The sequence below is a fragment of the Arthrobacter sp. Leaf337 genome (assembly GCF_001423745.1).
In the GTDB taxonomy this organism is placed as follows: Bacteria; Actinomycetota; Actinomycetes; order Actinomycetales; family Micrococcaceae; genus Arthrobacter.
In genome coordinates this window covers 17,229-42,377 of the sequence record NZ_LMPC01000028.1, presented here as the reverse complement: position 1 = coordinate 42,377, position 25,149 = coordinate 17,229, and the positions used below count along the sequence as shown (strand labels likewise).

General features: G+C 63.3%; 26 protein-coding genes and 1 pseudogene. 11 read left to right on the top strand and 16 right to left on the bottom strand.

Translation table 11 applies throughout. The features are described from left to right. Positions 1–23 precede the first annotated feature (23 nt). A pseudogene (locus ASF98_RS24905) lies at positions 24–152 on the bottom strand (DUF2188 domain-containing protein); the annotation flags it as partial. Positions 153–641: 489 nt separating this feature from the next. On the opposite strand from ASF98_RS24905, the gene ASF98_RS18960 reads away from it, so the two are divergent. From ASF98_RS18960 to ASF98_RS18930, 7 genes are all read left to right on the top strand, one after another. Continuing rightward, on the top strand, positions 642–923 hold the full coding sequence (locus ASF98_RS18960; protein ID WP_055805247.1) for a glutaredoxin family protein: 282 nt from the start codon (positions 642–644) through the stop codon (positions 921–923). Then, positions 920–1,201, top strand: a complete 282-nt coding sequence (locus ASF98_RS18955) for a hypothetical protein (RefSeq protein ID WP_055805244.1) — start codon at positions 920–922, stop codon at positions 1,199–1,201. The genes ASF98_RS18960 and ASF98_RS18955 overlap by 4 nt, the downstream gene beginning before the upstream one ends. A 75-nt stretch (positions 1,202–1,276) precedes the next feature. Further along, positions 1,277–1,816: a single-stranded DNA-binding protein gene (locus ASF98_RS18950; RefSeq protein WP_055805241.1), complete on the top strand. Its 540-nt coding sequence runs from the start codon at positions 1,277–1,279 to the stop codon at positions 1,814–1,816. A gap of 143 nt (positions 1,817–1,959) precedes the next feature. Beyond that, complete coding sequence (locus tag ASF98_RS18945; protein WP_055805238.1) at positions 1,960–2,229, top strand: ParB family protein; 270 nt, start codon at positions 1,960–1,962, stop codon at positions 2,227–2,229. A 9-nt stretch (positions 2,230–2,238) separates the two neighbouring features. Further along, entirely contained in the window at positions 2,239–2,511 is a 273-nt protein-coding gene (locus ASF98_RS18940; RefSeq protein WP_055805234.1) for a helix-turn-helix domain-containing protein, read from the top strand. A gap of 56 nt (positions 2,512–2,567) precedes the next feature. Then, on the top strand, positions 2,568–2,825 hold the full coding sequence (locus tag ASF98_RS18935; RefSeq protein ID WP_055805231.1) for a hypothetical protein: 258 nt from the start codon (positions 2,568–2,570) through the stop codon (positions 2,823–2,825). Between the two features lie 7 nt (positions 2,826–2,832). After that, positions 2,833–3,315, top strand: coding sequence for a hypothetical protein (locus ASF98_RS18930; protein WP_055805228.1), 483 nt, complete (start codon positions 2,833–2,835; stop codon positions 3,313–3,315). Positions 3,316–3,389: 74 nt separating this feature from the next. Here ASF98_RS18930 and ASF98_RS18925 read toward each other — a convergent pair whose 3' ends face one another. Further along, on the bottom strand, positions 3,390–3,800 hold the full coding sequence (locus ASF98_RS18925; RefSeq protein WP_055805225.1) for a hypothetical protein: 411 nt from the start codon (positions 3,798–3,800) through the stop codon (positions 3,390–3,392). Positions 3,801–4,298: 498 nt separating this feature from the next. On the opposite strand from ASF98_RS18925, the gene mobF reads away from it, so the two are divergent. Beyond that, on the top strand, positions 4,299–8,903 hold the full coding sequence (gene mobF, locus ASF98_RS18920) for a MobF family relaxase (protein WP_055805223.1): 4,605 nt from the start codon (positions 4,299–4,301) through the stop codon (positions 8,901–8,903). Between the two features lie 184 nt (positions 8,904–9,087). On the opposite strand, the gene ASF98_RS18915 is transcribed toward mobF, so the two are convergent. The 5 genes from ASF98_RS18915 to ASF98_RS18900 form a co-directional block, all read right to left on the bottom strand. Continuing rightward, a complete protein-coding gene (locus ASF98_RS18915) occupies positions 9,088–9,519 on the bottom strand; it encodes a hypothetical protein (protein WP_055805220.1) in 432 nt (143 codons plus the stop codon). Between the two features lie 5 nt (positions 9,520–9,524). Continuing rightward, on the bottom strand, positions 9,525–9,782 hold the full coding sequence (locus ASF98_RS18910; RefSeq protein ID WP_055805217.1) for a hypothetical protein: 258 nt from the start codon (positions 9,780–9,782) through the stop codon (positions 9,525–9,527). A gap of 271 nt (positions 9,783–10,053) precedes the next feature. Continuing rightward, the gene (locus ASF98_RS18905) at positions 10,054–10,227 is read right to left on the bottom strand and encodes a hypothetical protein (RefSeq protein ID WP_156372470.1); all 174 of its coding nucleotides are present in this window, start codon (positions 10,225–10,227) and stop codon (positions 10,054–10,056) included. Positions 10,228–10,330: 103 nt separating this feature from the next. Next, positions 10,331–10,504 carry a hypothetical protein gene (locus ASF98_RS24270; protein ID WP_156372469.1) on the bottom strand — a complete coding sequence of 58 codons (174 nt, stop codon included), beginning with the start codon at positions 10,502–10,504 and terminating at the stop codon, positions 10,331–10,333. A gap of 51 nt (positions 10,505–10,555) precedes the next feature. After that, positions 10,556–10,858: a hypothetical protein gene (locus ASF98_RS18900; RefSeq protein WP_055805211.1), complete on the bottom strand. Its 303-nt coding sequence runs from the start codon at positions 10,856–10,858 to the stop codon at positions 10,556–10,558. An 880-nt stretch (positions 10,859–11,738) separates the two neighbouring features. Between ASF98_RS18900 and ASF98_RS18895 the strand changes: the two genes are divergently transcribed. Next, a complete protein-coding gene (locus ASF98_RS18895; protein ID WP_055805208.1) occupies positions 11,739–12,449 on the top strand; it encodes a hypothetical protein in 711 nt (236 codons plus the stop codon). Between the two features lie 789 nt (positions 12,450–13,238). On the opposite strand, the gene ASF98_RS18890 is transcribed toward ASF98_RS18895, so the two are convergent. From ASF98_RS18890 to ASF98_RS18855, 8 genes are all read right to left on the bottom strand, one after another. Further along, positions 13,239–14,138 carry a tagatose-bisphosphate aldolase gene (locus ASF98_RS18890; protein WP_082506942.1) on the bottom strand — a complete coding sequence of 300 codons (900 nt, stop codon included), beginning with the start codon at positions 14,136–14,138 and terminating at the stop codon, positions 13,239–13,241. Between the two features lie 158 nt (positions 14,139–14,296). Then, positions 14,297–14,881 (bottom strand): AAA family ATPase, encoded by a 585-nt coding sequence (locus ASF98_RS18885; RefSeq protein WP_055805205.1) that lies wholly within the window; start codon positions 14,879–14,881, stop codon positions 14,297–14,299. Positions 14,882–14,932: 51 nt separating this feature from the next. Further along, entirely contained in the window at positions 14,933–15,709 is a 777-nt protein-coding gene (locus ASF98_RS18880; RefSeq protein WP_200939404.1) for an SDR family oxidoreductase, read from the bottom strand. Further along, positions 15,706–17,205, bottom strand: a complete 1,500-nt coding sequence (locus ASF98_RS18875) for a mannitol dehydrogenase family protein (protein ID WP_055805202.1) — start codon at positions 17,203–17,205, stop codon at positions 15,706–15,708. Before ASF98_RS18875 ends, ASF98_RS18880 begins: the two co-directional genes overlap by 4 nt. Before the next feature lie 79 nt (positions 17,206–17,284). Beyond that, positions 17,285–18,265 (bottom strand): ABC transporter substrate-binding protein, encoded by a 981-nt coding sequence (locus ASF98_RS18870; protein ID WP_055805199.1) that lies wholly within the window; start codon positions 18,263–18,265, stop codon positions 17,285–17,287. Between the two features lie 63 nt (positions 18,266–18,328). Beyond that, the gene (locus ASF98_RS18865; protein WP_055805196.1) at positions 18,329–19,414 is read right to left on the bottom strand and encodes an ABC transporter permease; all 1,086 of its coding nucleotides are present in this window, start codon (positions 19,412–19,414) and stop codon (positions 18,329–18,331) included. Further along, the gene (locus ASF98_RS18860) at positions 19,411–20,175 is read right to left on the bottom strand and encodes an ATP-binding cassette domain-containing protein (RefSeq protein WP_055805193.1); all 765 of its coding nucleotides are present in this window, start codon (positions 20,173–20,175) and stop codon (positions 19,411–19,413) included. The genes ASF98_RS18865 and ASF98_RS18860 overlap by 4 nt, the downstream gene beginning before the upstream one ends. A gap of 99 nt (positions 20,176–20,274) precedes the next feature. Beyond that, entirely contained in the window at positions 20,275–20,973 is a 699-nt protein-coding gene (locus tag ASF98_RS18855) for a nucleoside/nucleotide kinase family protein (protein ID WP_055805190.1), read from the bottom strand. 363 nt (positions 20,974–21,336) lie between these two features. Here ASF98_RS18855 and ASF98_RS18850 point away from each other — a divergent pair, with 363 nt between their 5' ends. After that, complete coding sequence (locus ASF98_RS18850) at positions 21,337–22,359, top strand: LacI family DNA-binding transcriptional regulator (RefSeq protein ID WP_235506090.1); 1,023 nt, start codon at positions 21,337–21,339, stop codon at positions 22,357–22,359. A 164-nt stretch (positions 22,360–22,523) separates the two neighbouring features. Next, positions 22,524–23,738, top strand: coding sequence for an AGE family epimerase/isomerase (locus ASF98_RS18845; RefSeq protein WP_055805185.1), 1,215 nt, complete (start codon positions 22,524–22,526; stop codon positions 23,736–23,738). A gap of 430 nt (positions 23,739–24,168) precedes the next feature. Here ASF98_RS18845 and ASF98_RS18840 read toward each other — a convergent pair whose 3' ends face one another. Continuing rightward, on the bottom strand, positions 24,169–25,098 hold the full coding sequence (locus ASF98_RS18840; protein WP_055805182.1) for a ribokinase: 930 nt from the start codon (positions 25,096–25,098) through the stop codon (positions 24,169–24,171). Positions 25,099–25,149: the final 51 nt, after the last annotated feature.

Here is a 25,149-nt window from a genome sequence, read left to right as displayed (position 1 = left end):
CGCCGGCAGAGCCTCAGCCACAACTAGCCCGGAACGTTGCGAGGATCGTTTCCGTAGCTGTTCTTGCCGGCGATCTGCCCGTCCTGGTTCTTGATGACGTGCTCAACCTTGTCCCGCTTCGCAGCTTCCCGCCCTTCAGCGACCGCTTCATCCTTGGTGCCGCCGGTCTAAAATGGGCGGTCTGTGCCTTCGCGCTTGTTCTTCCACGCGCCGTCCTCGTAGTACGTCTCGATATCACCCTGGGCCATTGAAATCCCTTTCGCTGTCACGGACTACTTACCCCGGCCACGCTACACACATGCACCTCCAGGGCGGCGCCATTAACTTCAAAGATTAGAAGCGGCCGGCGGCCGCAAAAGATCAGCCATGGACGATGACCTGTGAACGATCAGACGAGGCCGGCACGGATGCTCGCGGCGGCGGGCGGCAGCTTCTACGGCGGCTCTATTCCGAGGACCAGGCACGGGGCGGCTTACGCCACTCTGCTGACGGGCCCACCACGATCCGGTAAAAGTATTAATCAAAAAACGCCTAGAATTAGCGGCTAAACGTCTATTCATTCAGTTGAATGATTGGTAGAATAGATGTAGCAAGTCAGCCAGACGAACGAAACTAATCGAGATACGAAACCAGGTGCTGAAATGACTTCCACCACCGAGTACACGGTCTACACCAAACCCGACTGCCCCCAGTGCGATAAGACCAAGGCGTACTTCGACTCCAAAGGCATCAGCTACACCGCCGTGGACATCACCGAAGTGCCGGCCGCACTGGAATACATCACCGAAGAGCTCGGCTACTCCCAGGCGCCCGTGGTGCAGAACAACGCCGATGACCAGGACCACTGGTCCGGCCTCCGCCGCGACAAGCTCGTCCAGGCCCTCATGAACCACACCCCCACCCGAATCGAGGCAGCATCATGACCGCCAGCACCATCACCATCACCACCGTCCTTACCCGGCACGACGTGCCCGCCCGGTTCGACCAGGATCCCGAATTGCGGGCCATCGCCTACAGCCTGCACCGGCTTGAGAACCCCGCCGAAGGACCGGAAGCCCGCTTCCACGCAGCCTCCTCCCTCCTGTCGGGGGACACCCCCGAGGACGGGGAGTACTTCATGGAAAACCGTGTACTGCTCAAGGAGATCTACGCCGATCAGCTGTCCCAGCGCTTGGCGGCCCTCGAGGACCTCGAAGACTGACAGCGCCGCCCCCGGCCCCACCGCACGCAACGCTTTGCCGCACCGAACGAAACCAGCAGAGAAGGAACGAATCCAATGTCAGGCGAAACCAGCATCACCGTAATCGGCAACCTCACCAACGATCCCGAACTGCGTTTCACCCAGGGTGGATCCGCGGTCGCGAACTTCACCATCGCCTCCACACCCAGGACCTTCGACCGGCAGAAGAACGAATGGGCGGACGGCGAAACCCTGTTCCTGTCCGCCAGCGTCTGGCGGGACGCCGCGGAGCACGTCGCGGAATCCCTCACCAAGGGCATGCGCGTCATTGCCTCTGGGCTGCTGAAGTCCCGGACCTACGAGACGAAGACGGGGGAGAAGCGGACCGTGATCGAACTCGAAGTCGAAGAGATCGGCCTGTCCATGCGATTCCAAAACGTGGCGGTCAGCCGCACCCCCAACGCCCGCCAGGACAACAGTAAGAACGACACCGGCGACGTCGGGGATGACACCTACCGGCCCATCAGCGAACCCGCCCCCCAGTTCGCCGAAGACGATCCCTGGTTCGGCAAAGAAGCCAACCCGACGGGGCGGATCAACCGACCCGGCCCCAACGGCGAACCGGCATACTGGTGAGCTGCCGGCACACTCAGGCCCACACGCCCATACCGCCCTGGTCCTGCGACCAGAAGAGGAGAGACCATGGCCGAGATCCCCGCCCTCGATAACAACCGTGGCCGGCGGCAGACCGTGCCGTCCATCAACAGGCTGGGTTCCTGATGGCGAAGAAGCCGGAAAGATTTCCTGCGTTCACGCCGTACTACACCGAGGACCAGGCCGGACAGGTCCGGGCCGCGTTCAAGGCGGCGGGTTTGCAGGAGGGCGACGCGAGCGTGTCGGACTTCATTGTCCGGGCGACCATGCGCGAGGTGAAGCGTCTGCAGCGCAAGTACAACGGCGGCAAGCCGTGGCCGCCGGTGAAGGCCGGCGAATTGCGCCGCGGACAGAGAACCATGAATGAAATGCAGCACCGAAACGAGGAAACGTAACGTGGCGAAGTGAACAAAACAACCGCGCCCACTGCCGTGCCGTTCCCGAGGATGCTCACTCTGGACGAGGTCCAGGAAATCCTGAATCTCGGCAAACCATTGGTCTATGCGCTGGTGAAAAGCGGTGAACTGAGGGCCGCTCAGTTCGGCGGGAGGGGCATCTGGCGGGTTCGGCAGGACGACCTGACGGCCTACATTAATGCCGCCTACGCGAAGACCGCTGAGCGCATCGCGTCCGGCCTGATCACAGAAGGCGACACTCCCGCAGAGGACACTCAATGACGGCGGGCGCCGGCTTTCCCGGGAGACGAACCGCAGAGCAGCAATAGGAGGGGATCATGTTCATATTTTTCTTCCTGGCAGCTTTCGCAGCTGTGGCCCTGGTGGGCTGGGTCATCCACGCACTCACCCATCCCATCCAGGCGGGCCAGGGCGTCCTGATCTTCCTCTGCAAGGCTGCCGGCGTGATCGCGCTGCTGGCCGCGGTCGTTTTCTGGATTGGCCAGGGCGTTCTGCAGGCGATTCCGGGCTTCCTGTTCATGGCCGGGTTCTTTTTCGCGGCGAACAAGCTCGAGCTCCGTTGGCGCGGGTGGTGACGGAGCGATGACTCCTGCGCCGGAGGATCGGTTCTGGTCCAAGGTCATCAAGGGGCCACGCCCGGATGACTGCTGGCTGTGGGGCGCGGCCGTATCTGATGACGGGTACGGGCGGTTCACTCTGAACGCCGACGGACGCACGCAGGCAGTCCGTCCTCACCGGTTCGCGTTCCACCTGGTTCACGGCGTTCCCATGGAATCCTTCGGGGCCTTGATGCACCGATGCGACGTGCCGATCTGCGTGCGTGTCACTGCGGGTACTGACACGCACCTGGACCCGGGAACGAACCGGGAGAACATGGCGGACCGACTCGTCAAAGGAAGGGATGCCAACGGTTCCATGTTCCGCTGGCGCGGGTTCTCCCGCGCTCTCTTCGCAGACCGCTCCCGCCTCCTGCGGGACGAGGTCCGCGTTCACGGCTGGGATCGTGAGGAACGCATTCGCGCCCTGATCAGCGGGGCAGACCCGGAGGCGCCCACGCTGTTCTAGCCAGCTTCCCCAAAGACGGGAATGGTCCCCGGCATTGTTGCCGGGGACCATTCTTGTGACCGCTGGGTGAGTGCCTAGGCGGCGTGCGCGGCAGCGGCCTGATCTTCGCCCTGTTCTTCGCCGGTGGTTGCGGGTGTTGCCTCGCTGCGCTCGGCCGCGTGGAGGTCGAGCATCTTCTTTACTTCCACGCCGGAGAGTCCCAGACGGGCAGCGACTGCGGACTTCGCTTCGCCGGCTGCCAGCATGGCGGCCACTGTGCCGGCGGCGCCGCGCGTGGCCGCTGCGGCGTCCTCTTCTGCCTTCGCCAGAATGGCGTCAGCCTTGGCTTGCGCCTCGGCGCGTACCTGGTCGGCCTGTTCCTGCTGTTCGAAGAACTCGGCGGCGAGGTCGATCAGTTTCTCGTGGCGGGCGGTGAGCTCCTGGGCTTTGGCCCGGGCCTTCTCCCGTGCGGCCAACTGCTGCGCGGACTTCCGTGGTGCTGCCATCTTCTTGGGTCCCTCCCCTTGGGTTTTTCCGTGGCCCGGACCTAACGGCTAGCGCCGGGTCGGGCCCACATCCGGTATGGCCGCTGGCCTTCCCACACTCTCGCGCGGAATGTAGCCAGCGGGTTCGTCCACTCCCGGACAAACCTACAGGATCGGACCTCGCGATGCTCGGGCTGGCCGTGGAATGTTTCCCCACACCTGGACAGCTCCGAGATAGATCCGGTCTCTCCGCTGCCCACCTGTGGATAAACCATTCCGTTAGCGGTTCCACACAATCGAACGCACCGTGGATAACGGAAAAGCGTGTTACCCACCGCCCATTCTCATGTGCAGAACCGCATCAAAGACTTGATGGCCTGATCCTGCGCCTTTTCGCTTCGTTTCATCGAGTTTTGCTCGTCCCTCCCGTCACCGATTCCACAAATCCAAAAGACACAATATCTGTCACACCTCATGCATCATCGACGAGTGAGGTGCCTTGACGGGTAGGCTGGGGCGATGATGACCGTGCACAAGCTCAGTGCCGGCGACGGATACACGTACTACACGCGTGAAGTCGCCAGCGGTGACGAGCTGCGCACGAAGGACCGTTCCCTGGGCGATTACTACACCGTGGACGGGAACCCTCCGGGTCAGTGGGGCGGCGGCGGAGCTGCACTCCTGGGCGTTTCCGGTGAGGTATCAGAGGCCCAGATGGCGGCCCTGTTCGGTGAAGGGCTGCACCCGGACGCCGCTGCCAAGCTTGCCGCTGACCCGTCTGCGAAGGTCGCCCTGGGGCAGCGTTACCGCAAGCCGACGCAGAAGGATAACGAGCTCCAGGCGCGCATCAACACCGCGACAGGGGACTACCGGCGGATGAACCATAAGGAGCCGGACGCGGATGCCCGTCGTCTGATCCGTACCAAGGAAGGCGCCCTGTACTTCCGCGAGCTCAACGGACGTAACCCCTCGGACAAGGAGGAACTGGGCAGGTTCATCACCGCCCAGACCAAGCCGGCATCACAGACCGTCGCAGGCTATGACCTGGTCTTCGCACCCGCTAAGTCGGTTTCTGTCCTCTGGGCTGTTGGTGGGGATGATGCACGGAAGCAGATCGAAGCTGCGCATCACGAAGCCATTGAAGAGACGATGGGTTTCCTGGAAAAGGAAGCCACGTTCACCCGTCGCGGCCGCAACGGTGTCCGCCAGGAGGACGTCAAGGGCGGTCTCGTCTACACAACGTTCCGGCACTACGACTCCCGCTGCGGGGACCCGCAGCTGCACGATCACGTCGTGGTCTCCAACAAGGTCATGGGTGCTGACGGGAAGTGGTCCAGCCTCGACGGACGCCTGCTCTACCAGTTCAACGTCGCCGCATCCGAGCATTACAACCGGACCGTCATGGAGAAAGTCTGCACTCGCCTGGGCGTCGGAGTGACCGAACGCAAAGTCGCCGGGGACCGGCCCGTGATCGAGATCGCGGGGGTAGACGTCGCCGCCATCGAAGCGGGATCCTCGCGCTCAGGGGACATCAAGCCGGCCCTGGACAACCTGGTCCAGCAGTTCACCGAGGACCACGGCTACGCCCCGAACACCAAGCAGATGATCGCCCTGGCCCAGCAGGCCACCCTCGACACCCGGCCCGAGAAGAAGGCCGCACGGAGACTCTCGGACCTGGTGACCGAATGGACCGAAGAGTTCTCCCAGGTCCCCGGCATGGTCGTCGGTCCCGCAGCGATCGAGAAGGCCCAGGCCCACCGCCACGACGCCCGTGACGCCGCCGAACGGGTAGGCAAACCGTTGGTGACCCACGCCGATGAAGTGGACCCTGAAATCGAGGCAGCCGGTGTCATCCACACACTTGAGCGCAGCCGCGGCGTATGGGGAGAACACCACATCGACGCCGAGACGCGCCGCCGGCTGGGGTCGAAGTTCGGTGAGCTGCCCATCCCCAAGGACCTCATTGAACAGGTCAAGGCCCGCGCCATCGACCAGTTCTCCCTGCGCATCACCGCTACCAACCCGGCCTCCGAGATTGAGGGGCTGCGGCTGAAGAACGGTGCCAGCCGGTACGGCAAAGTCCACTCCACCCTCTACACCTCCTCCGGTGTCCTCCACAGTGAAGACCGGTTACTGACCGCAGCGCAGCGCAGCGTCATCCCCGCCGCCACGCAGGAGTCCTTTGACTTCGCTGCAGGGGCGCAGGAGAAGACTTTCGATGCCGGCCAACTGAGCATGGCCCGGGAGTTCGCGTGCAGCGACAAGCTCCTGGTGGTCGGTGTCGGACCCGCCGGTGCCGGTAAGACCACCGCGTTGAAGCTTGCCGCTGACACGGTCCGGCACGCCAGCGGGAACGTCATAGGCCTTGCCCCCACCGCCGCCGCAGCGGCAGTCATGGGCAAGGAACTCGGGGCCAACGCCACCACCATTGACTCCTTTGTGCTCGGCCACCAGACGCAAAATCCGAACCGTGTCATCCCCCTGCCGGGGGACGTGATCTTCCTTGATGAGGCCGGCATGGTTGGCACACAGCTGTTCGCGGCAGCCGTCACGATCGCTGAACAGCACGGCGCTGTCGTCCGCGCGCTGGGCGATGATAACCAGCTTTCCGCTGTCGGTTCCGGTGGCGCACTGAGGTATCTGAAGAACACCGTCGGCGCTGTGCACCTGGAGGACCTGCACCGTTTCCGGAACGAGGACGGGACCCCCAACGACGCCGAAGCCGCCGCGACGCTGGCGCTGCGCGAACCCCCGGCCGTTGGCGAAGATGACCCGTGGGAGTTCTACCGGGCCAACCGCCGCGTGGTCGGCGGGGACGCCGAAACAATGACATCCCACGTCTACACCGCATGGGAGAAAGACACCGCGGCCGGTAAGCACTCGGTGATGATGGCGTTCGATAACGCGACCGTCACCGAACTCAACGCCCGCGCCCAGGCCTATCGGCTCGGCACCGGCGCCCTGGCCGACGGCCCGGCCGCGGCGTTGCGTGACGGACTCGCCGCACGGGCCGGGGACGTCATTGTCACCCGGCAGAACAACCGCCGCCTGAGCGTGAACCGCGGCAAAGACTTCGTGAAAAACAACGACGTCTGGACCGTCGTCGAGGTCCACGCAGACGGGTCCCTGACCGCCAAACATGACGGTCACGCCGGAACGATCACCCTGCCCGCGCAGTACGTGCGGGAGAACACGATGCTCGGCTATGCCGCCACCATCCACCGCACCCAGGGCCTGACCTGCGACACCACACACGCCCTGATCGGCTCGGGTCTCTCCCGCTCCCTGGCCTACGTCGCCGCGTCCCGCGGGCGGGAATCCAACAACCTCTACGGGGTAGTCCAGGAAGGCGAAACCCTTGCCGACGTGCTGCGCACCGTCGCAGGGAACCACGACGGGAACCTCACCGCGCACGAACAGATCGACGCCGCCCGGGCAGCAGCCCGTGCGCTCCCGGACATGGTCACCGTCTACAAAGACATCGATGACCAGGCCAACGAACTTCGCATGGCCAACACCGCCCGCAACATCCTGGGCGAAGGTCAAGCGCAGCCGTTCATCGCCTCCGACGCCTGGGGTGCCATCGCCACACACCTCCGCAAGGCCGAGAACGAAGGCTTCAACATCGCCAACCTCCTGACCGACGCCGCAAAGGACCCGTTCGAGGAATCCCAGGACATCGGAGCGGTGCTGGCCTGGCGGGTAGAAGACAAGCTGGACTACTGGCGCACCCGAGCCCAAGCACCCGTGCGCCGGCCACTGGAAGCGGTCAGCGACGAAGCGCTGAGACGCCTCCAGCGCCGGGCCGTCAGTGAACTGATGCGCGCCCAGGCCAACGCCGGACAGAACCCCGCCACCGCCGCGCCCAGTGCGAAGGACCTCGCCCGACAGTGGCGGAAGGAAACCAAGGAAACCCCCTGGCAGTCCCGGCTCCACGGCCACCTCACGGACGATGACCTGGACATACGGATTGCCCGCGCCAAGGAACAGCTGCGCACCGATGCCACAATCAACGATGCCCCGGCGACCGCCAAGGCCCGCTGGCTCGCCGGGGCCCTGGAGAAGGAGAAAGCGTTGCGTGAACTGATGCCTGAACCGGTCCCTGCTGATGAAGCCTACGAACGCGGAGCCGTCACCAACTACCGCCGCGACGAGAACGCACCCCGGGTACGTGCAGCTGATCAGATCCTCCGCCGGATCGAAGCAGAACAGATCCTCCGTCGGCGCCTGCCCGAACCCGTGGCCACGGCCCCGGCCCCGGATGGTCTGGCGGCATGGATGGCACCGGCTGATGTCATCACCCACCGGGACACACCGGCCCTGTGGCGCAAGGAACTCGAAGGACGCCGCGAGGTCATGGCCCAGGAAGTCAACCGACTCGGCTCCCAACTGGCCGCCGCCCCGCCGACCTGGGCCGCAGCCCTCGGACCCGTGCCCTCCGACACCGTCAAACAGCAGCAATGGCGGGACCTTGCCGTGGAGGTCAAAACCTTCCGCGACACCTACCGGATCCCGGAGACCGAGGCGACGGTCCTGCCCGCCGAGTACACCGAAAAGGGAACCGGTGCCGCGCTGGCCGCCCGTGTCACCGCCATGCACAAATACTCCGCACAAACCGCGAAGGAACCCCTATCCGCCGACGACGCGGCACTCATGGCAGACGCCGCCGACGTCGGAGCAACGGTGGCCACCGAACCTACCCCGGCAGAACATGTCGTGGACCGGCTGCGGGAGGAACGCTCCCAGGACGTGCCCCTGACCCCGGAGCAGGAACGGGCCGAACGTGTCGCTGCCATGGTCCGGCGGGTCCGTGAAAACCGCGAAGCCCGTCAGGGTGCGCCAGCCCCTGAGCAGGCTCCGCACGCTGTCAGCGAGGCACTGAACGATATAGCCGCCCGCAGGCAGGCCGAGGAAACCACGGCCGGGCAAGCCCAGGAGTCGCCGAAGGAACGTCTGGCAAAGGCGCGGCAGGAACGCGAAGCAGCCCGCACCGCTGCACCAAACGCCGGCGATGAGATCCGGGCGGCACAGGAAGAAAAGGCCGCGCAGGAAGCAAAGCGACGGGCAGAACGCCGTAGCCCCAGCGCCACACCCGACCAAGGCCGCCGGGGCCCGAGTCTCTGACCGGGCGGTGGGCCGAAGAAGGGCACGGAACATACGTTCCGTGCCCTCGGGTTGCCCACGCACATTCCGGGATCAGAGTGCGCCAAAGCGAGACCCGCGCTTCACCGAACAGGTTCCAGGGGGCCGCAGGCGAGCCGGAACCCCGCCTCATAGTGATCCGATTCGTCCGCCCGGTCGAGGACCGTCATTCGGGCAGTTCCATTTGGAATCCGCAGGCACATCTGAGGACCCGGGTGGGGAGATAGATCTCCAGATCGTCTTCGGCTGTGTCTTCGGTGGACATGGGTGCAGCCAGCCGGTGGAGTTCCGTGTGCGTCCGTTCCATCGGTTGCCCGCAGTGCATGTAGTGGCCGCTGAGGATGAGCACGTCGTCTGTTTGTCCCAGGCGGGCCAGGACGATGGACAGTTCAGCCACCCAGGCGGGATGCTCACTGAAGTGCCCGCACCGGCTGCATGTGTGGGACACCATGACGACGTCGGCCGGTTGCTCCGGAGGGTGTGTCACCGCGGTAATGGTGAGGTCGCGGTCGGTGTTGCAGGCGGTGCACCTTACCGGCAGCACGTGCGGGGGCAGGTCGCCGCCATCCGGGCGCAAGGCTGAAAGGTCCAGTGACATGATGATCAGCCTGTGTACGGGTAGCTGGCGAGGATGTAGTCCGCGGCTGCCCGTCCTTTCATGCTCAGCCGGCTGTGGTGGACATTGATCCGGCAGAGACGCATGCCGACCCGGAAGGATGCGCTGGTTTTGGGCGCCATACCGTGGAGCAGGCACCAGCTCGTGTACAGCCCGTAGAGGCAGTCGGGCCCCAGCGGGACGTCCGTGTCCGGAGCTGGGGAGGTAGCGTCGTTCAGGAACTGCTGAAAATGCGAGGTGGCCATGGCAGGCTCTTTCCTCAGGTGCATGGAGGGCTGCCGCGAGGCAACAGCAGCATAACCGCCCGGCCGCGCACAAAGCCGGGAGGGGTTCATTCATACGGTTAGGGTCGGGAAGTAGGTTTCCTGCATCGAAGGTACACCGCGGTGGCGGGGGCCGTATACAAATTACCGGTCACGATCGAGTACACAATTGCTCGGTCGCACCCAAGCTTGGCGAGGTGAGTACCCTTCCGTCTCCGGGCGTTATCGGATCGCAGGAGCTGAGGCCGACTGATCACTTCGCCGTCACGTCGGGATGGGGATCCTGGGGAGTGGTCTCGTACTGGGTCCAATACAGCGGGAGCTGGGGAGTCAGGTCGTACCTGTCCCTGAGGACGTCGTCGATCGACAGCTGACCGGCAAGGGGATGAATGGCTCCCGCCTCAATTCCCGATCGTCCCCGTGGCATGCCTTGACAGTACGAACATTGCCCACGGAAAGCCGGGCAGACACGCTGAACCGGGGGGGTGAGGAGCGGCACGACTTTCGTTTGGCCGGCGGGTTGAGTGTTCCTACGTCCGACGTCGTCCCGTGATGATGCGGCCGGTCCAGGCTAGGAGGCAGAGGGACCCGGCGAGGAGCAGGAGGGTGGCGAAGACGACGGCCTGTCCGAGGAATATCAGCAGGGCCACCCCGAGAGTGCCCGCATAGGTCAGGGAGAAGCTCAGCGTCGAGAGGTCGTTCATGGCTGTTCTTCTTCCTGACCGGCACGGGATTCGTGCGTGGGTTGCGGGATATCAAAGTCCCTGGCGTGCGGTCGTCACGGTCTCGAAGAATGCTTTCGGATCCTCGGAGCCCAGAAGGTCCCGGTGGAAGGTGATGGCGTCGACCGGATCGGTGTCGATGAAAAGGATGGCGACTGCGATGGAGTGCACCACCGTGTACCTGGTCGGGCCCTCCACCCAGGACGACATCCCGGTGTATTCTCCGACGTCCAGGCCTTCGCCGAGCAGGCCCCTGCCCGCAAGCAGTTCGTACACTGCGTGCCATGCCCAGTCCAAGAGGTCGTTGATCGCTGCATCCACAGTGGGAGCGCTCATATATTGATGGTGGCACTGCCCGTCCGGTTCGGGTGCGCACGCGCTGCGCGTGTCGGGCACGACGCAGAGGTGGATGCCTCACGAGTCCGCCAATTGTCCAAAGAACTTTGGACAATTGGCGATGATGCCTCCGAGTGCCCGGGCTCTTTCGGATTTTCGTTCCGCCAGATTGCGGGGCTGCGGATGGGATTTTGCCCGGGAAACCGGTGGGGTCGGGAAGCCCAGCGGTAGGGAATTGGAAGCTCCGTGGATACCTCCCGCAATTGTTCAGACATTGTCTGGACAATTGCGGGCAAACGACAGCGGCCTCCGAGTAGGAGTAGCAGGAAACCTGGACGAACGGGAACCGGGATCAACCCCCGGCGGCAGCCCCCGCCCCACGGACGACGCCTCTGCTCATTGTCCGAGCAGTTCGAGCACGTCTAAAACAGTGCGAAGTAGCGCCAGGGCCAGGCTGGAGGCCGCGATCCACAGTCCCGCGATTTGGACCCGAGTCGTCTTGCCACTGCCTTGTTCGTTCACCTGAGATCACCTGTTCCTTTCCCCCGGGGTGATCCATCGTAGGGTGCGGGGCCGACACACCGGGGAGACGAACTGAGCCTTGCCGCCGGTAGCGCACAGCATGTCCACCGGCAACGACGGGCGCGGCTAAGGACCCGCGAATAACTCCCGCACCGTTGTCCACGGAAAAGTACCGGCGTGTCCGCTCAGCCGGGAGTGTCGCCCTGAACCTTTCATCTTCGTCGACCCTGCCGCCTCTTATGAGCACGTCCAATTGTGTAGACATTGTCTGCGCAATTGGACGGATCGGCGGTTTCCCGGCCGACCCCTGTTCTAATCTCCGGAGCAGCCGTTCGCGTGGACCTGTAGCATCGGGCGCATGAGTCCGGAGCACGAGAACTATGTCGAGTACCTGATCCACGTCGGTGAGGAGCTGACCGGTATCAGTCGCGAGGAGTTGGGGTACGAACCGCGTCCTGAAGATCTCAGCGCCGATGAAAGGGCCGTTCTGGAGACTTGGGAGCTGGAATGGATGGAGTCGGTGACCCCGGAGCAGCGGGACGAAAGCCTGGTCCAGGCAAAGCTTCTTGCCGGTGCGCTCTGGGAGGCGTCGGCGGTCCTGATTGACCAGCTGTTCGAGGACATCGCCGAGCTGCGAAGCCTCGTCCACATCACCCGGCAGGACATTGCCGGCAGCTTGGTGCTGTCCGGGCTGCCACCCAGGCACGCCGAGAAATACGATATCCGGTTTGCCCAACGCTTCCTGGTCATCGCCACCGACATGGCCGGTGCGCTGATCCGCGGCTGGACCCATCCGTCCTGCGTGGCCCAGGAACTGGCGGTCCGGTGCCTCCTGGACCAGGTGGAAGTCATCCAGGACCTCTACGGCCTTGACCTGGCAGACGGCTGGCGGGGCCGGCTGGAGGAACGCATGCTCGAAGACACCGACAGTGAAATGCTCTACCAGAACGCGATGGACGGCTTCGAAGGCGACGTCGAACTGAACATGCAGCTCGGCCTCGCCCCCATGGAACTCAAGGACTGGTTCGAGCCCTTCAGCGACTCCTTCGTTCCTGCCTTCGTGCACTAACCAACCGCGCCAGTCGTCACCACTTCTCAGTGTTTCCAGAAGGTCGACAAGCGTGAAATCGGCGGGGAATAGCGATAGCCCCGAGCGAACATCTGAGCTCAACCGATCTTTCTGGGTGTCAGCTTCACCAAATCCGGCTACAGCCTTTGCCGAAGTTTGGCGCAGGGCCCAAGCCTCCCGGGCTTCCTCGCAGTGACTCCGCTTTCCCAGCGAAACCGAAGGTTCGGCTGCGCATAATGAACCGAAGCTCCGGTCAACCGCTATTTGACCGGAGCTTCGCCAATCGAGGAGAACCCCAGCCCCTTCTAGGCCGTAGGCCGACGTAATCACGCCTATCAGCGCTCCTACCCCGGTGGAGTCCAAAGTCTGCCTCTATGCAACAGTTTGGAGCCTGAAACTACTTTTGATCCGCCCGTGAGCCTCCGTAAAAGCTATGCCTGCCGGTAGGCGACTCCCGTTTCTTCCCTATTGCTCCTGACGATGTGGCAGCTTAGATGCGCGGATCAGACGTTCGTTTCTATGTGACAAGGGAAAGCGTGGTCACGCGATCCAAGCCAATCCCGCCTATAAGCTGTCAGGCTGAAGCCTAAGACTTGCCAAGAGACGTGTCTGGAAACCGTCAGGCGGACCCTACTCTGACCATTATCGGCAGGGGTACCTGACGTCAGGTTGGGGTGTAGTTCAGCTTCGCTGAGGTGTATAGCGGTCATGTCGGCGTATTTTTGGGAAGCAATCCGGTGCCGGCAGCTGCTGTTCTATTTTTAGGCAGCTGCCGGCACCTATCGGTCTTTAGGAGCTGACGAGGGTGCCGTCCACTACGGCTTCGAGTTCGTGCAGGCGGGGCAGCGCCCGTGTGGTTAGCAGCTGCTCCCGGACCTCGGCCGAAAGTGCCAGGCTGTCCTTCCACAGTGAACGGCCGGCCATGGCGCCGCCTGCCCCGTTCGCGACGGCGATCTCGACCTGCTTGATGAAGGTTTCGTGGTCAACGCCGGCGGAGAGGACGGCCCACGGCACGCCCTGGGCGGCTTCGGTGACGGATGCGCTGGCTTCGGCTGATCCCGGGTACTGGAGCTTGAGGACCTTAGCGCCGCATTCTACGGACAGTTTTGCCGCGTCGGCCACCAGTCGGGGGAAGGCTGCGGCGTAGTCCTGCTCGCTTTCGCCATCGAGCCGGTAGACCAGGACCTCGACGATGAGAAGGAGGCCTTCGGCGGAGCATTCAGTGACGAGTTCACGGATCTCGTCAGCGACCCGCGAGGTAGCGTCCTGGAGGTCGGGCCGCATGTACCAGAGCATTTTGGCGACGTCGCCGCCCAGTTCGCGCACTTTGCGCGGCGTCATGCCGGGGACGTACTTCGTGTAGCGCAGGCCCTCGACTGTCTCGAAGCCGGAAGCGTCGAGGCCGACGACGAGCGCGGTGTCGCGGGAGAGAATTCCCTCGTCTGCTACGCGGGGGAGTGCGACTTCGGGATCGAGCAGAATTGCCGGGGCAGCGTTGCCCAGGTAGCGGACAAGGTCTGACTTCGCGTCGGAGAGCTGCTGGGCGGTGATCGAGCCGGGTCCTTCCGGGGCGTCGTTCATGACGGCCTTCATGCCATTGCGCTGATCGGCAGCGACGATGAGCATCTTTCCGCCCGGCGTCGAGATCGCGGCCATACCGCGGCGTTCAAGGGTCGTAAGTTCGTTCACTGGGTTCTCCTATTTGGTGGTTATGGTCTTGTGGGTCACTGGCTGGCCCGACAGGACGGGCCGCAGCGCTGGTGTTCGGACACGCCGGCTGACAGGGTGGCCTTTGCTAAGGCATCACTCTCTGCTGGTGTTAGAGGTAGGTCGGCTTCGACGGGCGGCTAGTGCACGGCTTCGCGAACGGTGAAGTCCTGCAGGAAGTGGTTGATCTGGTCGTGCGGGGCGAGCAGCCCATCAATTCGGGTGTGGTGGACACCGGGAGGACGTGTCACGTCGGGGGAGAGGAAGCGTTCCGGTTCTTTGACCTTTTCGAGGTCGCGTGCGGCACCGCGGAGCTGCATGCGGACCACAACTTCGTCCGCCGGGGTGTCCATCCAGGCGAGGTGAACGCGGGAGGCCGGAATTGCCAGGCGTTCAACAAGCCGCGCCCAGGCCGCCGGGAAGGTGCGCTCGGACGTGAACGGGGCGACAACTACGACGCTGTTGCCCAGACCGAGATTTTCCCGCGTGGTGTCGAAGAGGCAGGTGTAGCGGATGTCGTTCACGCTTGCGCGCGTGGGGGGTTCCGACGTTGGTACGTCGACCAGGAACTCGCCGCCCATGTATTCGAACAACGGATTGGTCAGGGTGTCGAGGTCGAGGTAGGTCCAGCGGAGTTCGCGGGCGAGTCCCTGGGCGAATGTTGTCTTGCCACTGGCGGGTACTCCGCAGACGATAATCGCTTCGGAAGTGGTTTCTTCTGTCATGTGAGTGTTTTCCGTTCGAGGTCGCGGCTTTGCGTTAGCGGCCGAAGCGGGTCAGCGGTTGGAGTATCCGCCGTCGATGGGCAGGGAGACGCCGGTGATCATTGAGGCGGCGTCACTGAGCAGGAAGACGATGGGTGCGGCGATTTCCTCGACGGTTGCCCATCGTCCCAGGGGCATCTGGTCGAGGAAGGGGCCCTCAATATCGGGCCTTCCCCAGTACCAGGCGGACATCGGGGTCATGACTACGGTGGGGTTCACGCTGTTGACGCGGATGTTGTGCTTGCCCAGTTCCAGCGCGGAAACACGCGTGATGTTATCCAGGGCGGCTTTGGAGGAACCGTAGGAGATGTGCCCGGGGAGGGCGACGAGGCTGGCCTGGCTGGAGACGTTGACGATGGCGCCCCCGTTGCCCTGTCGGATTATGGAAGGCACGGCGTACTTGATGACCAGGAGGGCGCCGCGGGCATTGATGCTGATGACCTTATCGAAGACGTCGATATCGGTGTCCTGCGGGGTAGCAATTTCGCCGCCGAAGCCGCCGCAGTTCACGACGCCCCACAGGTCCAGGCCTTCGATGGCGTCCCTGATGCCTTCCTCGTCGGTGAGGTCGAAGGCCAGGGGTTGGGCGCCTGTTTCGTCGCAGAGGTCGGCGACCGAGTCGAGCGTCCGTGCGCTGGCGATGACCTTTGCCCCGGCGGAGGTCAGCTGCCTGACCGTCGCGGCCCCGATGCCGCCGCTTGCTCCCGTGACGAGGATGGTGCGGCCGTTGAAGTCGATCGCTGCTGAACGTGCTTCGGGGCTGGTGCTGGTAGTTGACGGGTGGTTCACGAAGTTCTCCTTGTTGATACGGATCGGTCGGTGAGGTCTTGGACGGCGATGAGCGCGCCGGAGCATTGCAGGGCTGCGCGGGCCTGTCGGTAGGCGGCGGTGAAGCGTGCGTTCTGTCCCAGGTCTCCGAAGACTTCGGCCAGGTTCAGGAATGCGCCCGGTTCGGCCTGGTCGGCATGGACAGCCATCTGCAGCTGGTGAAGCCGCCGATCGGTGATTTCGATTGGCGCGCCCTTTTCATCGGCGGCTTCCAGGAACCGTGACCAGGCGGCGATGACGAGGACCGCACGGTCGATGGGCCCACCGAGTTGGAGCTGTTCACGGATGACGGGCAGAAGGAACTTGGGAATCCGTTCGGAGGCATCGACCATTTGGCGTGCGAGAGTGTCTTGGATGGCCGGGTTGGAGAAGCGCCGGAGCAGTTCTGTCCGGTAGGCGTCCAGATCAATGCCGGGTACGGGCTGCAGCGTTGGCGTCGCTTCCTCTGCCATGTAGCCGAGGATGAATTCGGCGAAGTGTGGATCGGAGCAGACCTCGTGGACGTACCGGTAGCCGGCGAGGTAGCCGAGGTAGCTCATGACCTGGTGGCTGGCGTTGAGCAGCCGAAGCTTCATCAGTTCGTAGGGTTCAACGTCGTTGACGATTTGCACGCCCACGTCTTGCAGGGGCGGGCGGCCGTTGGTGAAGGTGTCTTCCAGGACCCACTGTTCGAAAGGTTCGGCCACGACTGGCCACGCGTCCGTCAGTTGGTAGTTGGTGCAGACGGCTTCACGGTCGGCGTCCGTTGTTACAGGGGTGATGCGGTCGACCATGGAGTTTGGAAAGGCGACGTTCTCGCTGATCCAGTCGGCGAGGTTTGCGTCCTTGAGCCGGGCGAAGGACACCAGGGCTTTGCGGGCGGTCTCGCCGTTTCCCTGGATGTTGTCGCAGGACATGACGGTGAACGGGGGAGCGCCTTTCTCCCACCGCCGGGCCAGGGCTGCGGTGATGAGGCCGAACACCGAGCATGGGACGGCCTCGGGCTGCAGGTCGTGGACGACGTCCGGGGCCAGGGGCTCGAATTCCCCGGTGCTGTCATTGATGCTGTAGCCACCCTCTGTAACGGTCAGGGAGACGATGCGGGTGTCAGGATCAGCGAGTTTGGCTATGACCGCGCCGGGGTCATTGGGGGCAAACAGGTATTGGGTGATGGAACCGATGACGCGGGGGGTTTCGGTGCCGTCGGGGGCCCTCAGCACCAGGGTGTAGAGGCCGTCCTGGTGTGTGAGGGTGTCGCGCATCTGTGCGTCCGAGGGCAGGACGCCCACGCCGCAGATTCCCCAGTCCTGCGAGGCGCCGCGGTTCAGGAGCCTGTCGATGAACATGGCTTCGTGGGAGCGGTGGAATCCTCCGACTCCGAAATGGACGATGCCGGTCTTGACTGCCGAGCGGTCGTATGTAGGAACCGGCAGTCTGCGGGCAAGTCCTGGAAGGGCTGCCTCGTTCAGGGACGTCATGTCATTCTTTCCTTCAGTGGGGGTTGGGCGGTGCTGTTGCCCGTTTGGAGTGCGGGCAACAGCACCGGCCGTCCGGCTGCTAGCAGGAGGACTTGTAGACGTACTGCGCACCCTCGCCGCTGATGTTGTCGGCGGTGATCTGCTTGAACCCGGTCTGGATGTCCTTCTGCGTGGATTCGCCCTTGATCGCCTTGAGGGCCTGCTCCACGCCCTGGGTGCCGATGGAAGCCGGTTCCTGGGCGATCAGTGCCTGCACGACGCCGTCCTTGAGTTGCTGAACCTGTGCCGGTCCGGCGTCGAATCCAACGATCTTCACCTGGTCCTGCTTGCCGGCTTGGCGGATGCCGGTGGCTGTTCCCTCGGCGGCGAACGTGTTGGCAGCAAAGACGCCCACGATGTCGGGGTCTTTGGCCAAGGCGGCGGAAACGAGCTTGGCTGCTTCGGCGGGGTCGTTGTGGCTGTACTGCACGCCCAGGTACTGGAATGCCGGGTCAGCTTTCGCGCCCTCCTCGAAACCTGCGACTCGGGCATCGGCTGTCGAGACTCCGGGATCGGTGGAGATCACGAGTACTTTGCCGCCGTTGGGGTTGAGGTTCTTGATTGCCTTGAAGGCTTCCAGGCCCCCGCCTTTGTTGTCCGAAGCGATTGAGGACGCGGCGAAGGACGGGTCCTGTACCGTCGTGTCAACCAGCACGACCTTGATCCCGGCCGCGGCAGCTGCCTTCAGTGGCGCCTGCATTGCCGCCACGTCCGTGGGTGCGATGAGAATGGCGTCCGGCTTCGAGGCCACAACGGAATCAACGATGGGCTTTTGCAGCGTAGGGTCGAATTTGGCCGGCCCCTGGGTGTTGATGGTTGCCCCCGCCGACTTGGCAGCAGCATCGATGCCGCACTGCATGCTGACGTAGAACTCATCGCCGGCGACACCCTGGATGAACGCCAGCTTGGGCTGCGCCGAACCGGAAGTCCCCGTGGAGGCGTTGCCGCCGGCGCAGGCCGAAAGGGACGATACGGCGAGCACGCCCGCGGCAAGCAGGGTGATCTTAGGGGTCAACTTCATTGTCTAGCTCCTCTAGTTGCTTTGATCTGTTGGGGGTGTAGGTGAATCCGTCGGACCGGTACGTCAGTTGGACCGGCGCCCGAAAAGCCTCGTCCTGCCGTCATCCTTGGCTGAATGGCCGCGTGCCGCGGCGGCCCGGCGTCGCTGGTCGACGTAGACGGCGGCGACGAGGACTGCGCCTACGGCGACCTGCTGCCAGAACGGCTGGACGCCGACGATCACGAAGCCGTTTTGCAGGACTGCGGGGATGAAGAGTCCGACGACGGTGCCGAAGATGGTGCCGACGCCGCCGAAAAGTGAGGTTCCGCCGATCACGACGGCGGCGATCACGTTCAGGTTGGTTGCGGATTGGCCGGCGATGGCCGTAGTGCCGTACTGGGCCAGTGAGAGGATTCCCGCCACGCCGGCCAGGGCCCCGGAGAGTGCATAGATGGAAATCAGTTGGCGGTCCACTTTCACGCCCACCCGGCGGGCCGACTCTTCGTTGGAGCCGATGGCGAACGTGTAGAGGCCGAACCGGGTCCTGTGCAGCACGATTCCGAAGATCACGATGAGCACCATCGCGATGAGGGAAATGGTCGGCAGCGTGGTCCCGGGGACGTTGCCGTAGCCGATGGTGTCCTGCAGAACCGCGGGAACTTCCCGGATATCCACGCCTCCGGTGATGACCTGGGCGAGCCCGAGCGCTCCGCCGAGGGTGCCCAGCGTGACGATCAGGGGCGGCACCTTAGCCTTTGCGATGAGGACGCCGTTGAGAAGGCCCCATCCGAGTCCGCAGCTGACGGAAACGATGATGCCAACGAAGGCCGTTCCCCATCCTGTATCGCCCATGGACTGCATGACTTTGGCAGCTACGACGCCGGAGAAGACGAGGTTGGAACCGACTGACAGGTCGATGCCCGAGGTGACGATGACAAACGTCATGCCAATGCCCAGGACGCCGAGGATGGAGACATTCTGGATGATCTGGCGGACATTGCCCCAGGTCGGGAACACCTCCGGTGCCATGGCTGCGAAGATCAGGAAGATGACGAGCAGGACGAGCAGGATCTGGAATGACTGAACCTGCAGTACCTGCCGAAGGGAATGGGTGCGTGTGAGGGCGCTGGCGGTCCCTGCTGAACGGGGGGTGACTTCGGTGGTGGTCATGATTGTGCTCCATCAAGGGCGCCGGTCATGGCGCCGACTAGTTCTTCCACAGACGTTCTCTTTGCCTCGTAGGTGGCCACTCGGCGCCCCAAGCGGAGGACTTGGACCCGATCGGCGACGTCGATGACGTGTGGCATGGAGTGGCTGATGAAGACGACGCCCACACCCTTGTCGCGGACACGGCGGATGGTGTCGAGCACGTTCCTGGTTTGCACGACGCCCAGGGCGGCCGTCGGTTCGTCCAGGAAAATGACGCCTTTGGCCCAGGCTACGGCGCGTGCAATGGCAATGGCCTGCTTCTGGCCGCCTGACATGCTGCCGACCGGGTCCGAGAGGCTGCGCACCGTGGCGCCCAGTTCGTCAAACGCCTCCCGGGACTTCAGCCGCATGGCCTTGTTGTCCATGAACCCGAGCCGGCCCTGAAGGCCAGGCTTGGGGATCTCGCGGCCGAGGAACATGTTCTGGGCCGCGTTCAAGTGTGGTGCCAGGGCAAGGTCCTGATAGACGGTTTCGATGCCCAGGCTGTTGGCGTGACTGGGGGATGTGAGTTCGACTTCGCCGCCGGCAAAGAGGATCTGGCCTGAGTCTAGGGCGAGATTGCCCGAAAGTGCCTTCACCAACGTCGATTTTCCAGCGCCGTTGTCGCCGATCAGGGCAACGACCTCACCGGCGTTGACGTCAAAGTCGGCCCCGTCGAGGGCCCGGACGTTGCCGAAACTGCGGGTCAGGCCGCGTGCTTCAAGAACCGGAATGGTAGTCATGATCTGGTACCTGTCAGATGGTGGTCGGTCGTCTCAGTCCCGGCCAGCTGGCCGGAGACACTTCTTTGTGCTGTCACTCTTGCCTTCCTCTTTTCACACTCATGCGCTGGGTTGCGGCCGGTGGATGCCGGTCAGGTTGATGATCAGGTCGGCCCGCTCCAGGGTGCTTTCGACAATGTCGGCATTGCGTTGGTCGCTGCCCAGCGCCCACGCCTCCGCCTCCGCGGCAGGCTTCCCGAAGGCTTCGTGGCGCCGTATGAGTCGCCGCTGCCGCTCGTCGTTTCCTGTGTCCAGGTACCAGACCTGGTCTATGACTTCCCTGCCCTCCCGCCAGCCCTCGGCATCCAGCAGAAGGTAGTTTCCTTCGGTGATGACCAGAGGAACGTCACAGCCCACCGGGACGGCGCAGCCAATGGATTCCTCGAGGCTGCGGTCGAATGCCGGGGCATAAACCACCGGCTCTCGGTTGGACTTCAGCCGCCGAAGCAAATGGGCGTAACCCCAGGAATCAAAGGTGTCCGGTGCGCCCTTGCGGCCACGTGAACCATGGCGGGCGAGGACCCCGTTGGCCAAATGGAACGCGTCCATGCCCACCAGTGCTGCCTGGTCACCCAGTGCCTTGACGATGGCCAGTGCCGCCGTGGATTTGCCTGCCCCGGGCGCCCCGGTAATTCCCAGCACGAAGCGGTTTCCTCCGGCAGCCAGGGACCGGGCGCGCTCCACCAGCTCCTCCAGCGTGCAGTTCAGTCGTTCTCCCCTTTGGTGCGGGGCATGCGTCTGATCTTCAGCGGTAGTCATCACTGTCTCCTCCGATGGTCATGCCACGGTGAAGAAGCTGTGCTGCTACACCATTGAAGCGCTGTCTCAATCAACTGGAAAGTCTGGAATCTGCGCTCCGTCCTGCTTGGCGGAGGGCTCGTTGTGACCTGCCTGACAGCAATCTAGATTCCTCATGTCATCGATGTCAAGAAAAAAGTGAAAACCTATGTCATCGATGACATAGGTTGCTTGAAGTTCCTTCAGCCATGGGGCAGGATGGAGGCGCAGGCGGTTGTCACCGGTGACATGATCGGGGTGCTCGCGAAGATGTTTCCCGCGTCATGGCAGTAGGGTGACGCGGCGGTTCGAAGCGGACGATGAAGGAGCCGAACAGTGACTACCATGCAGGACGTGGCCACGCGCGCCGGTGTGAGCGCCAAAACGGTTTCCAGGGTTTTCAACGACGACCCACATGTCACCGAAGACACCCGCGAACGCGTGCAGTCGGCCATGCGGGAACTCAGGTACGTGCCGAACATGCTGGCGCGGACCTTCCGCGAAGGCAAGTCAGCCGTCATAGGCATCGCAGTTCCCGACGTCGCGGATCCCTTCTTCGCGGCCGTCACGAAGGAAATCGAACTGGCTGCACGTGAACAGGACATGGCAATAGTTGTGACCAGCCTCGGGGATGATCCATCCCTGGAGCGGAGCATCATCGAAACAACTGTCCGCCACCAGATCGGCGGCCTCATTATCGCCCCGATCTCCGCAGATCAGTCCTACCTCGCGCGTTGGCAGGACAGCTTCCCCATCGTTTTCATTGACCGGACGCCTTCGAAGTTCAACGCCGACTACTTCGTGGAGGACGACTTCGGGGGAGCCTGCGAAGCCACCCAGCACCTCATCTCACACGGGCACACGCGGATCGCCATCGTCGGAGATTCCACCGAGGTGCCCACCACAAAGCTTCGCCTGGAGGGATACCTGGCTGCCCTTGACGGCGCAGGCCTGAAGGTCGACAAGGACCTGGTCATGCTCGGTTCCCACGATGCGGACTGTGCCGCTTCGGCCTGCAAAACGTTGCTCGCCTTGCCCGAGCCCCCAACCGCAATCTTCTCGTCCAACGCCCGCTTTTCGATCGGCGTTTTTCCAGCCCTTCAGACAATGAACCGAACCGATATTGCCCTCATCAGTTATGGCGACTTCACGATGGCGGATGTTCTCCGCCCTTCAGTGACCGTCATCGACCAGGACCCCCGCCATGTTGGACGCGTAGCGGCCGAACGCATCCTTGCCCGGGTTTCCGCCCCTACCAAGAGGTTCCGACGCAAAAACGTTCTTCCCGTCAAACTGATCGAACGGCAGTCGTGCCAGTCCAGCCCGGCGCTGACTTCCCCTGAGCCAAGCCTTATGTCGCTTGGCTAACTGGGCCGTCTCGCTGCCCTGACCGGCCCGTCCGCAAACCCGACGGCTGGGCCGCCAAGGTGGCGGCAATCGCGTTTTGTTGGGCCCGGGAGGTGGGTTGCATGATCCGCTGGCCGATACGACCCTTCCATCAAGCGGCTTGATCCAGCACAGAGAGGTGACCCTTGCTCATCCATCCCCACTCAACGACCGTCACCAGCCATCGCGAACTGGCGCGCCTGATTGACTTCGCCAAGCCGTCAGCCGTTCCTGGCGGCTTCGGATTCCTTGACCGCTTCGGAGCCGTGGAAAAGAACCGATCACCCGCTTGCTTTGTCACTGCCCGAATGACCTACTGCTTCAGCATTGCCTCCCTGCTCGGCATGCCGGACGTCGAACGCTACGCGACCCACGGTGTTGCCAGCCTTTTCGGCACATTCCGGGACGAAGCCTTTGGCGGCTATGTGAACTCCCTTGACGGGACACCGGCCGCGCAACGGAAGCGAGCATATGACACATGCTTTGTCGCACTGGCTGCATCCAGCGCCGCCACCGCCGGCATTCTAGGCGGCGAGTCACTGCTGGAGCACGTCTCCGACGTGCTCCAGGCCCGCTTCTGGTCGAGTGAAGCCGGGGCCCTCTTCGAATCCTGGGACCGGGAGTTCGCCGAACCGGAACCCTACTGGGGCGCCAACGCCAACATGCACGGCCTTGAAGCACTGCTCGCACTCTACGGGTACACCCGAAACACCGAGTGGCGGGAACTCGGGCTGCGCATCGCCGAGACTTTCATCAACACCCGGGCACGGTCTGTGAAGTGGTGGCTTAACGAACACTACGGACCGGACTGGGCACCGATGCCCGAGTTCAACGCAGACAATCCCCGCCACGAATTCCACCCCTACGGAATGACGCCCGGTCACCTGTTTGAATGGAGCCGCCTCCTGCTGCAACTGGAGTCAACATTCGAGCAGCCGCCGGCCTGGCTGCGCGAAGCAGCCGCAAGTCTCTACGAAACAGCCGTGACGCACGGCTGGGCTGCAGACAGCAAAGCGGGCTTCGTGTACACGGTGGACTGGAATGGCCGGCCCGTCATTCGTGACCGGCCGCACTGGGTAACAGCGGAAGCGATCTGCGCGGCAGCGACCTGGACACGGCTGACGGGCGCCCCACGCTACGCAAACCACCTGCAGCAATGGGCCAACTTCGCCCAAATGCATTTCATCGACACCGAACACGGCAGCTGGCACCCCCTTCTCGACCCCAACAACCGCCCAAGCTACACAATGTGGTCCGGGAAGCCAGACATCTACCACGCGCTTCAAGCGGTTCTCCTACCGCAGCTGCCAGTCGCTGAGAGCACAGCGCGAGCGATCATGACCGCTGGAAACGGCAGCTGACGGAGTTTCAGCTGGTTGCCGTATCAGTGAGGTTCCTCATGAAAGACCGACAATTCGCGCCGAAAGTGGTGGCTCCGGCCACCGGGGTTTACGTTATCGGCCGCGACCCAGCCTGCTCTTACCCCCTGGCCGGCGCCCCGCGATCAGCACGATTGCCCCGACCAGACACATGACGCGGTCCTTCCGTCAACCTATCGCGCGCCGGTGTGTCAGGTTGGGGTGTGCTCCAAACCCGACGAATAGCCGCTATGCCGGATCCGAGTAGTCGCAATCGAGCATGCACGCTTGCCAGTACGCAAAGTGCCAAAAGGGGAACATCGCTTTTCCGCATTGCGGCACGTCATACTCATGGTTTTTTTCGAACCCGGGCGCGACCAGTAGTGCGGCAATGCCCTTCGACGGGATCAGGGTGGCTGCATCCGCGGGTGAATCAGCGGGGGAGCGTTTCGGTGGTTGAGGGGTAGGACGTTTGCGCTCCGTGGCCTGTCACGGAGTGCGCGGCGACGCGTACTGCCCGTTGGCAGGCTATTTGTAGGTTGTCGCCTGCAGCGAGGGATGCGGCCAGCGCGCCAACGAATGCATCTCCCGCTCCGGTGGTGTCGATGGCTTCAACTTTGGGTGAGTTGATGTGGATAGCGTATTCAGTTGTGGCCAGTGCTGCCCCTGCGGATCCCAAAGTGACGACCACTGATGTGATGCCGCTTTCGACTAGGGCGGTTGCGAGCTTTTGCCCGTACTCTGCTTCTGTCGTGGCAGGGGTGATGACCCGATTTTGGGTTTCCAGGAGTATTTGCGCTGCTTCGTGTTCGTTGACGACCAAGGGGTCGGATCGCCGCAGGACTTCCGATGAGAGATTCAGCACCGGCGCCAGATTGAGGATCTGCCGGACACCGAGCGGCTCGAGGATCCGTGATGCAGTTTCGATGGTTTCGACAGGAATTTCTCCCTGTACGACTGCCACCGCGCAGGTAGCGAGGGCTTCGTCGGCGGCGGCGATGTGTTGGGGGGTTAGGGTGGCGTTGGCTCCGGGAACGACGATGATGTTGTTTTCCCCGCCCGGATCAACTGCAACGATAGCCAGGCCTGTTGGCCCGGGATTTGTGGTTACGTAGGTGAGGTCAACGCCAGCTTCTCGAAGAAGGCGGGTCGCTACGTCTGCGTAGGGGTCCGTGCCGATTGCCCCGATCATGATGGTTTCTGCGCCTTGGCGAGCTGAAGCCAGTGCTTGGTTGCCGCCTTTTCCGCCTGGTGAGAGCTCCCCTCCGCTGCCCAGGACAGTTTCTCCAGGTAGCGGGTGGCGTTCTACGTTGACCGAAAGATCGGCGTTGATGGATCCGATTACTGCCACGCGTGTGCTCACTACTGTCCTCCGGTAAGACGGCTGCTGCCCGTGCAATGCCCTGCACTGAGA

Bases quoted from the DNA above. Each gene is read 5' to 3' on its own strand.
- ASF98_RS18910 (WP_055805217.1), bottom strand. From the start codon at position 9,782: ATGGCCACCTCGCATTTTCAGCAGTTCCTGAACGACGCTACCTCCCCA.
- ASF98_RS18905 (WP_156372470.1), bottom strand. From the start codon at position 10,227: ATGCCACGGGGACGATCGGGAATTGAGGCGGGAGCCATTCATCCCCTT.
- ASF98_RS18875 (WP_055805202.1), bottom strand. From the start codon at position 17,205: ATGACGTCCCTGAACGAGGCAGCCCTTCCAGGACTTGCCCGCAGACTG.
- ASF98_RS18895 (WP_055805208.1), top strand. From the start codon at position 11,739: ATGAGTCCGGAGCACGAGAACTATGTCGAGTACCTGATCCACGTCGGT.
- ASF98_RS18865 (WP_055805196.1), bottom strand. From the start codon at position 19,414: ATGACCACCACCGAAGTCACCCCCCGTTCAGCAGGGACCGCCAGCGCC.
- ASF98_RS18885 (WP_055805205.1), bottom strand. From the start codon at position 14,881: ATGACAGAAGAAACCACTTCCGAAGCGATTATCGTCTGCGGAGTACCC.
- mobF (WP_055805223.1), top strand. From the start codon at position 4,299: ATGATGACCGTGCACAAGCTCAGTGCCGGCGACGGATACACGTACTAC.
- ASF98_RS18945 (WP_055805238.1), top strand. From the start codon at position 1,960: ATGGCGAAGAAGCCGGAAAGATTTCCTGCGTTCACGCCGTACTACACC.
- ASF98_RS18855 (WP_055805190.1), bottom strand. From the start codon at position 20,973: ATGACTACCGCTGAAGATCAGACGCATGCCCCGCACCAAAGGGGAGAA.
- ASF98_RS18850 (WP_235506090.1), top strand. From the start codon at position 21,337: ATGCAGGACGTGGCCACGCGCGCCGGTGTGAGCGCCAAAACGGTTTCC.
- ASF98_RS18955 (WP_055805244.1), top strand. From the start codon at position 920: ATGACCGCCAGCACCATCACCATCACCACCGTCCTTACCCGGCACGAC.
- ASF98_RS24270 (WP_156372469.1), bottom strand. From the start codon at position 10,504: ATGAACGACCTCTCGACGCTGAGCTTCTCCCTGACCTATGCGGGCACT.
- ASF98_RS18950 (WP_055805241.1), top strand. From the start codon at position 1,277: ATGTCAGGCGAAACCAGCATCACCGTAATCGGCAACCTCACCAACGAT.
- ASF98_RS18860 (WP_055805193.1), bottom strand. From the start codon at position 20,175: ATGACTACCATTCCGGTTCTTGAAGCACGCGGCCTGACCCGCAGTTTC.
- ASF98_RS18925 (WP_055805225.1), bottom strand. From the start codon at position 3,800: ATGGCAGCACCACGGAAGTCCGCGCAGCAGTTGGCCGCACGGGAGAAG.
- ASF98_RS18930 (WP_055805228.1), top strand. From the start codon at position 2,833: ATGACTCCTGCGCCGGAGGATCGGTTCTGGTCCAAGGTCATCAAGGGG.
- ASF98_RS18870 (WP_055805199.1), bottom strand. From the start codon at position 18,265: ATGAAGTTGACCCCTAAGATCACCCTGCTTGCCGCGGGCGTGCTCGCC.
- ASF98_RS18935 (WP_055805231.1), top strand. From the start codon at position 2,568: ATGTTCATATTTTTCTTCCTGGCAGCTTTCGCAGCTGTGGCCCTGGTG.
- ASF98_RS18915 (WP_055805220.1), bottom strand. From the start codon at position 9,519: ATGTCACTGGACCTTTCAGCCTTGCGCCCGGATGGCGGCGACCTGCCC.
- ASF98_RS18960 (WP_055805247.1), top strand. From the start codon at position 642: ATGACTTCCACCACCGAGTACACGGTCTACACCAAACCCGACTGCCCC.
- ASF98_RS18900 (WP_055805211.1), bottom strand. From the start codon at position 10,858: ATGAGCGCTCCCACTGTGGATGCAGCGATCAACGACCTCTTGGACTGG.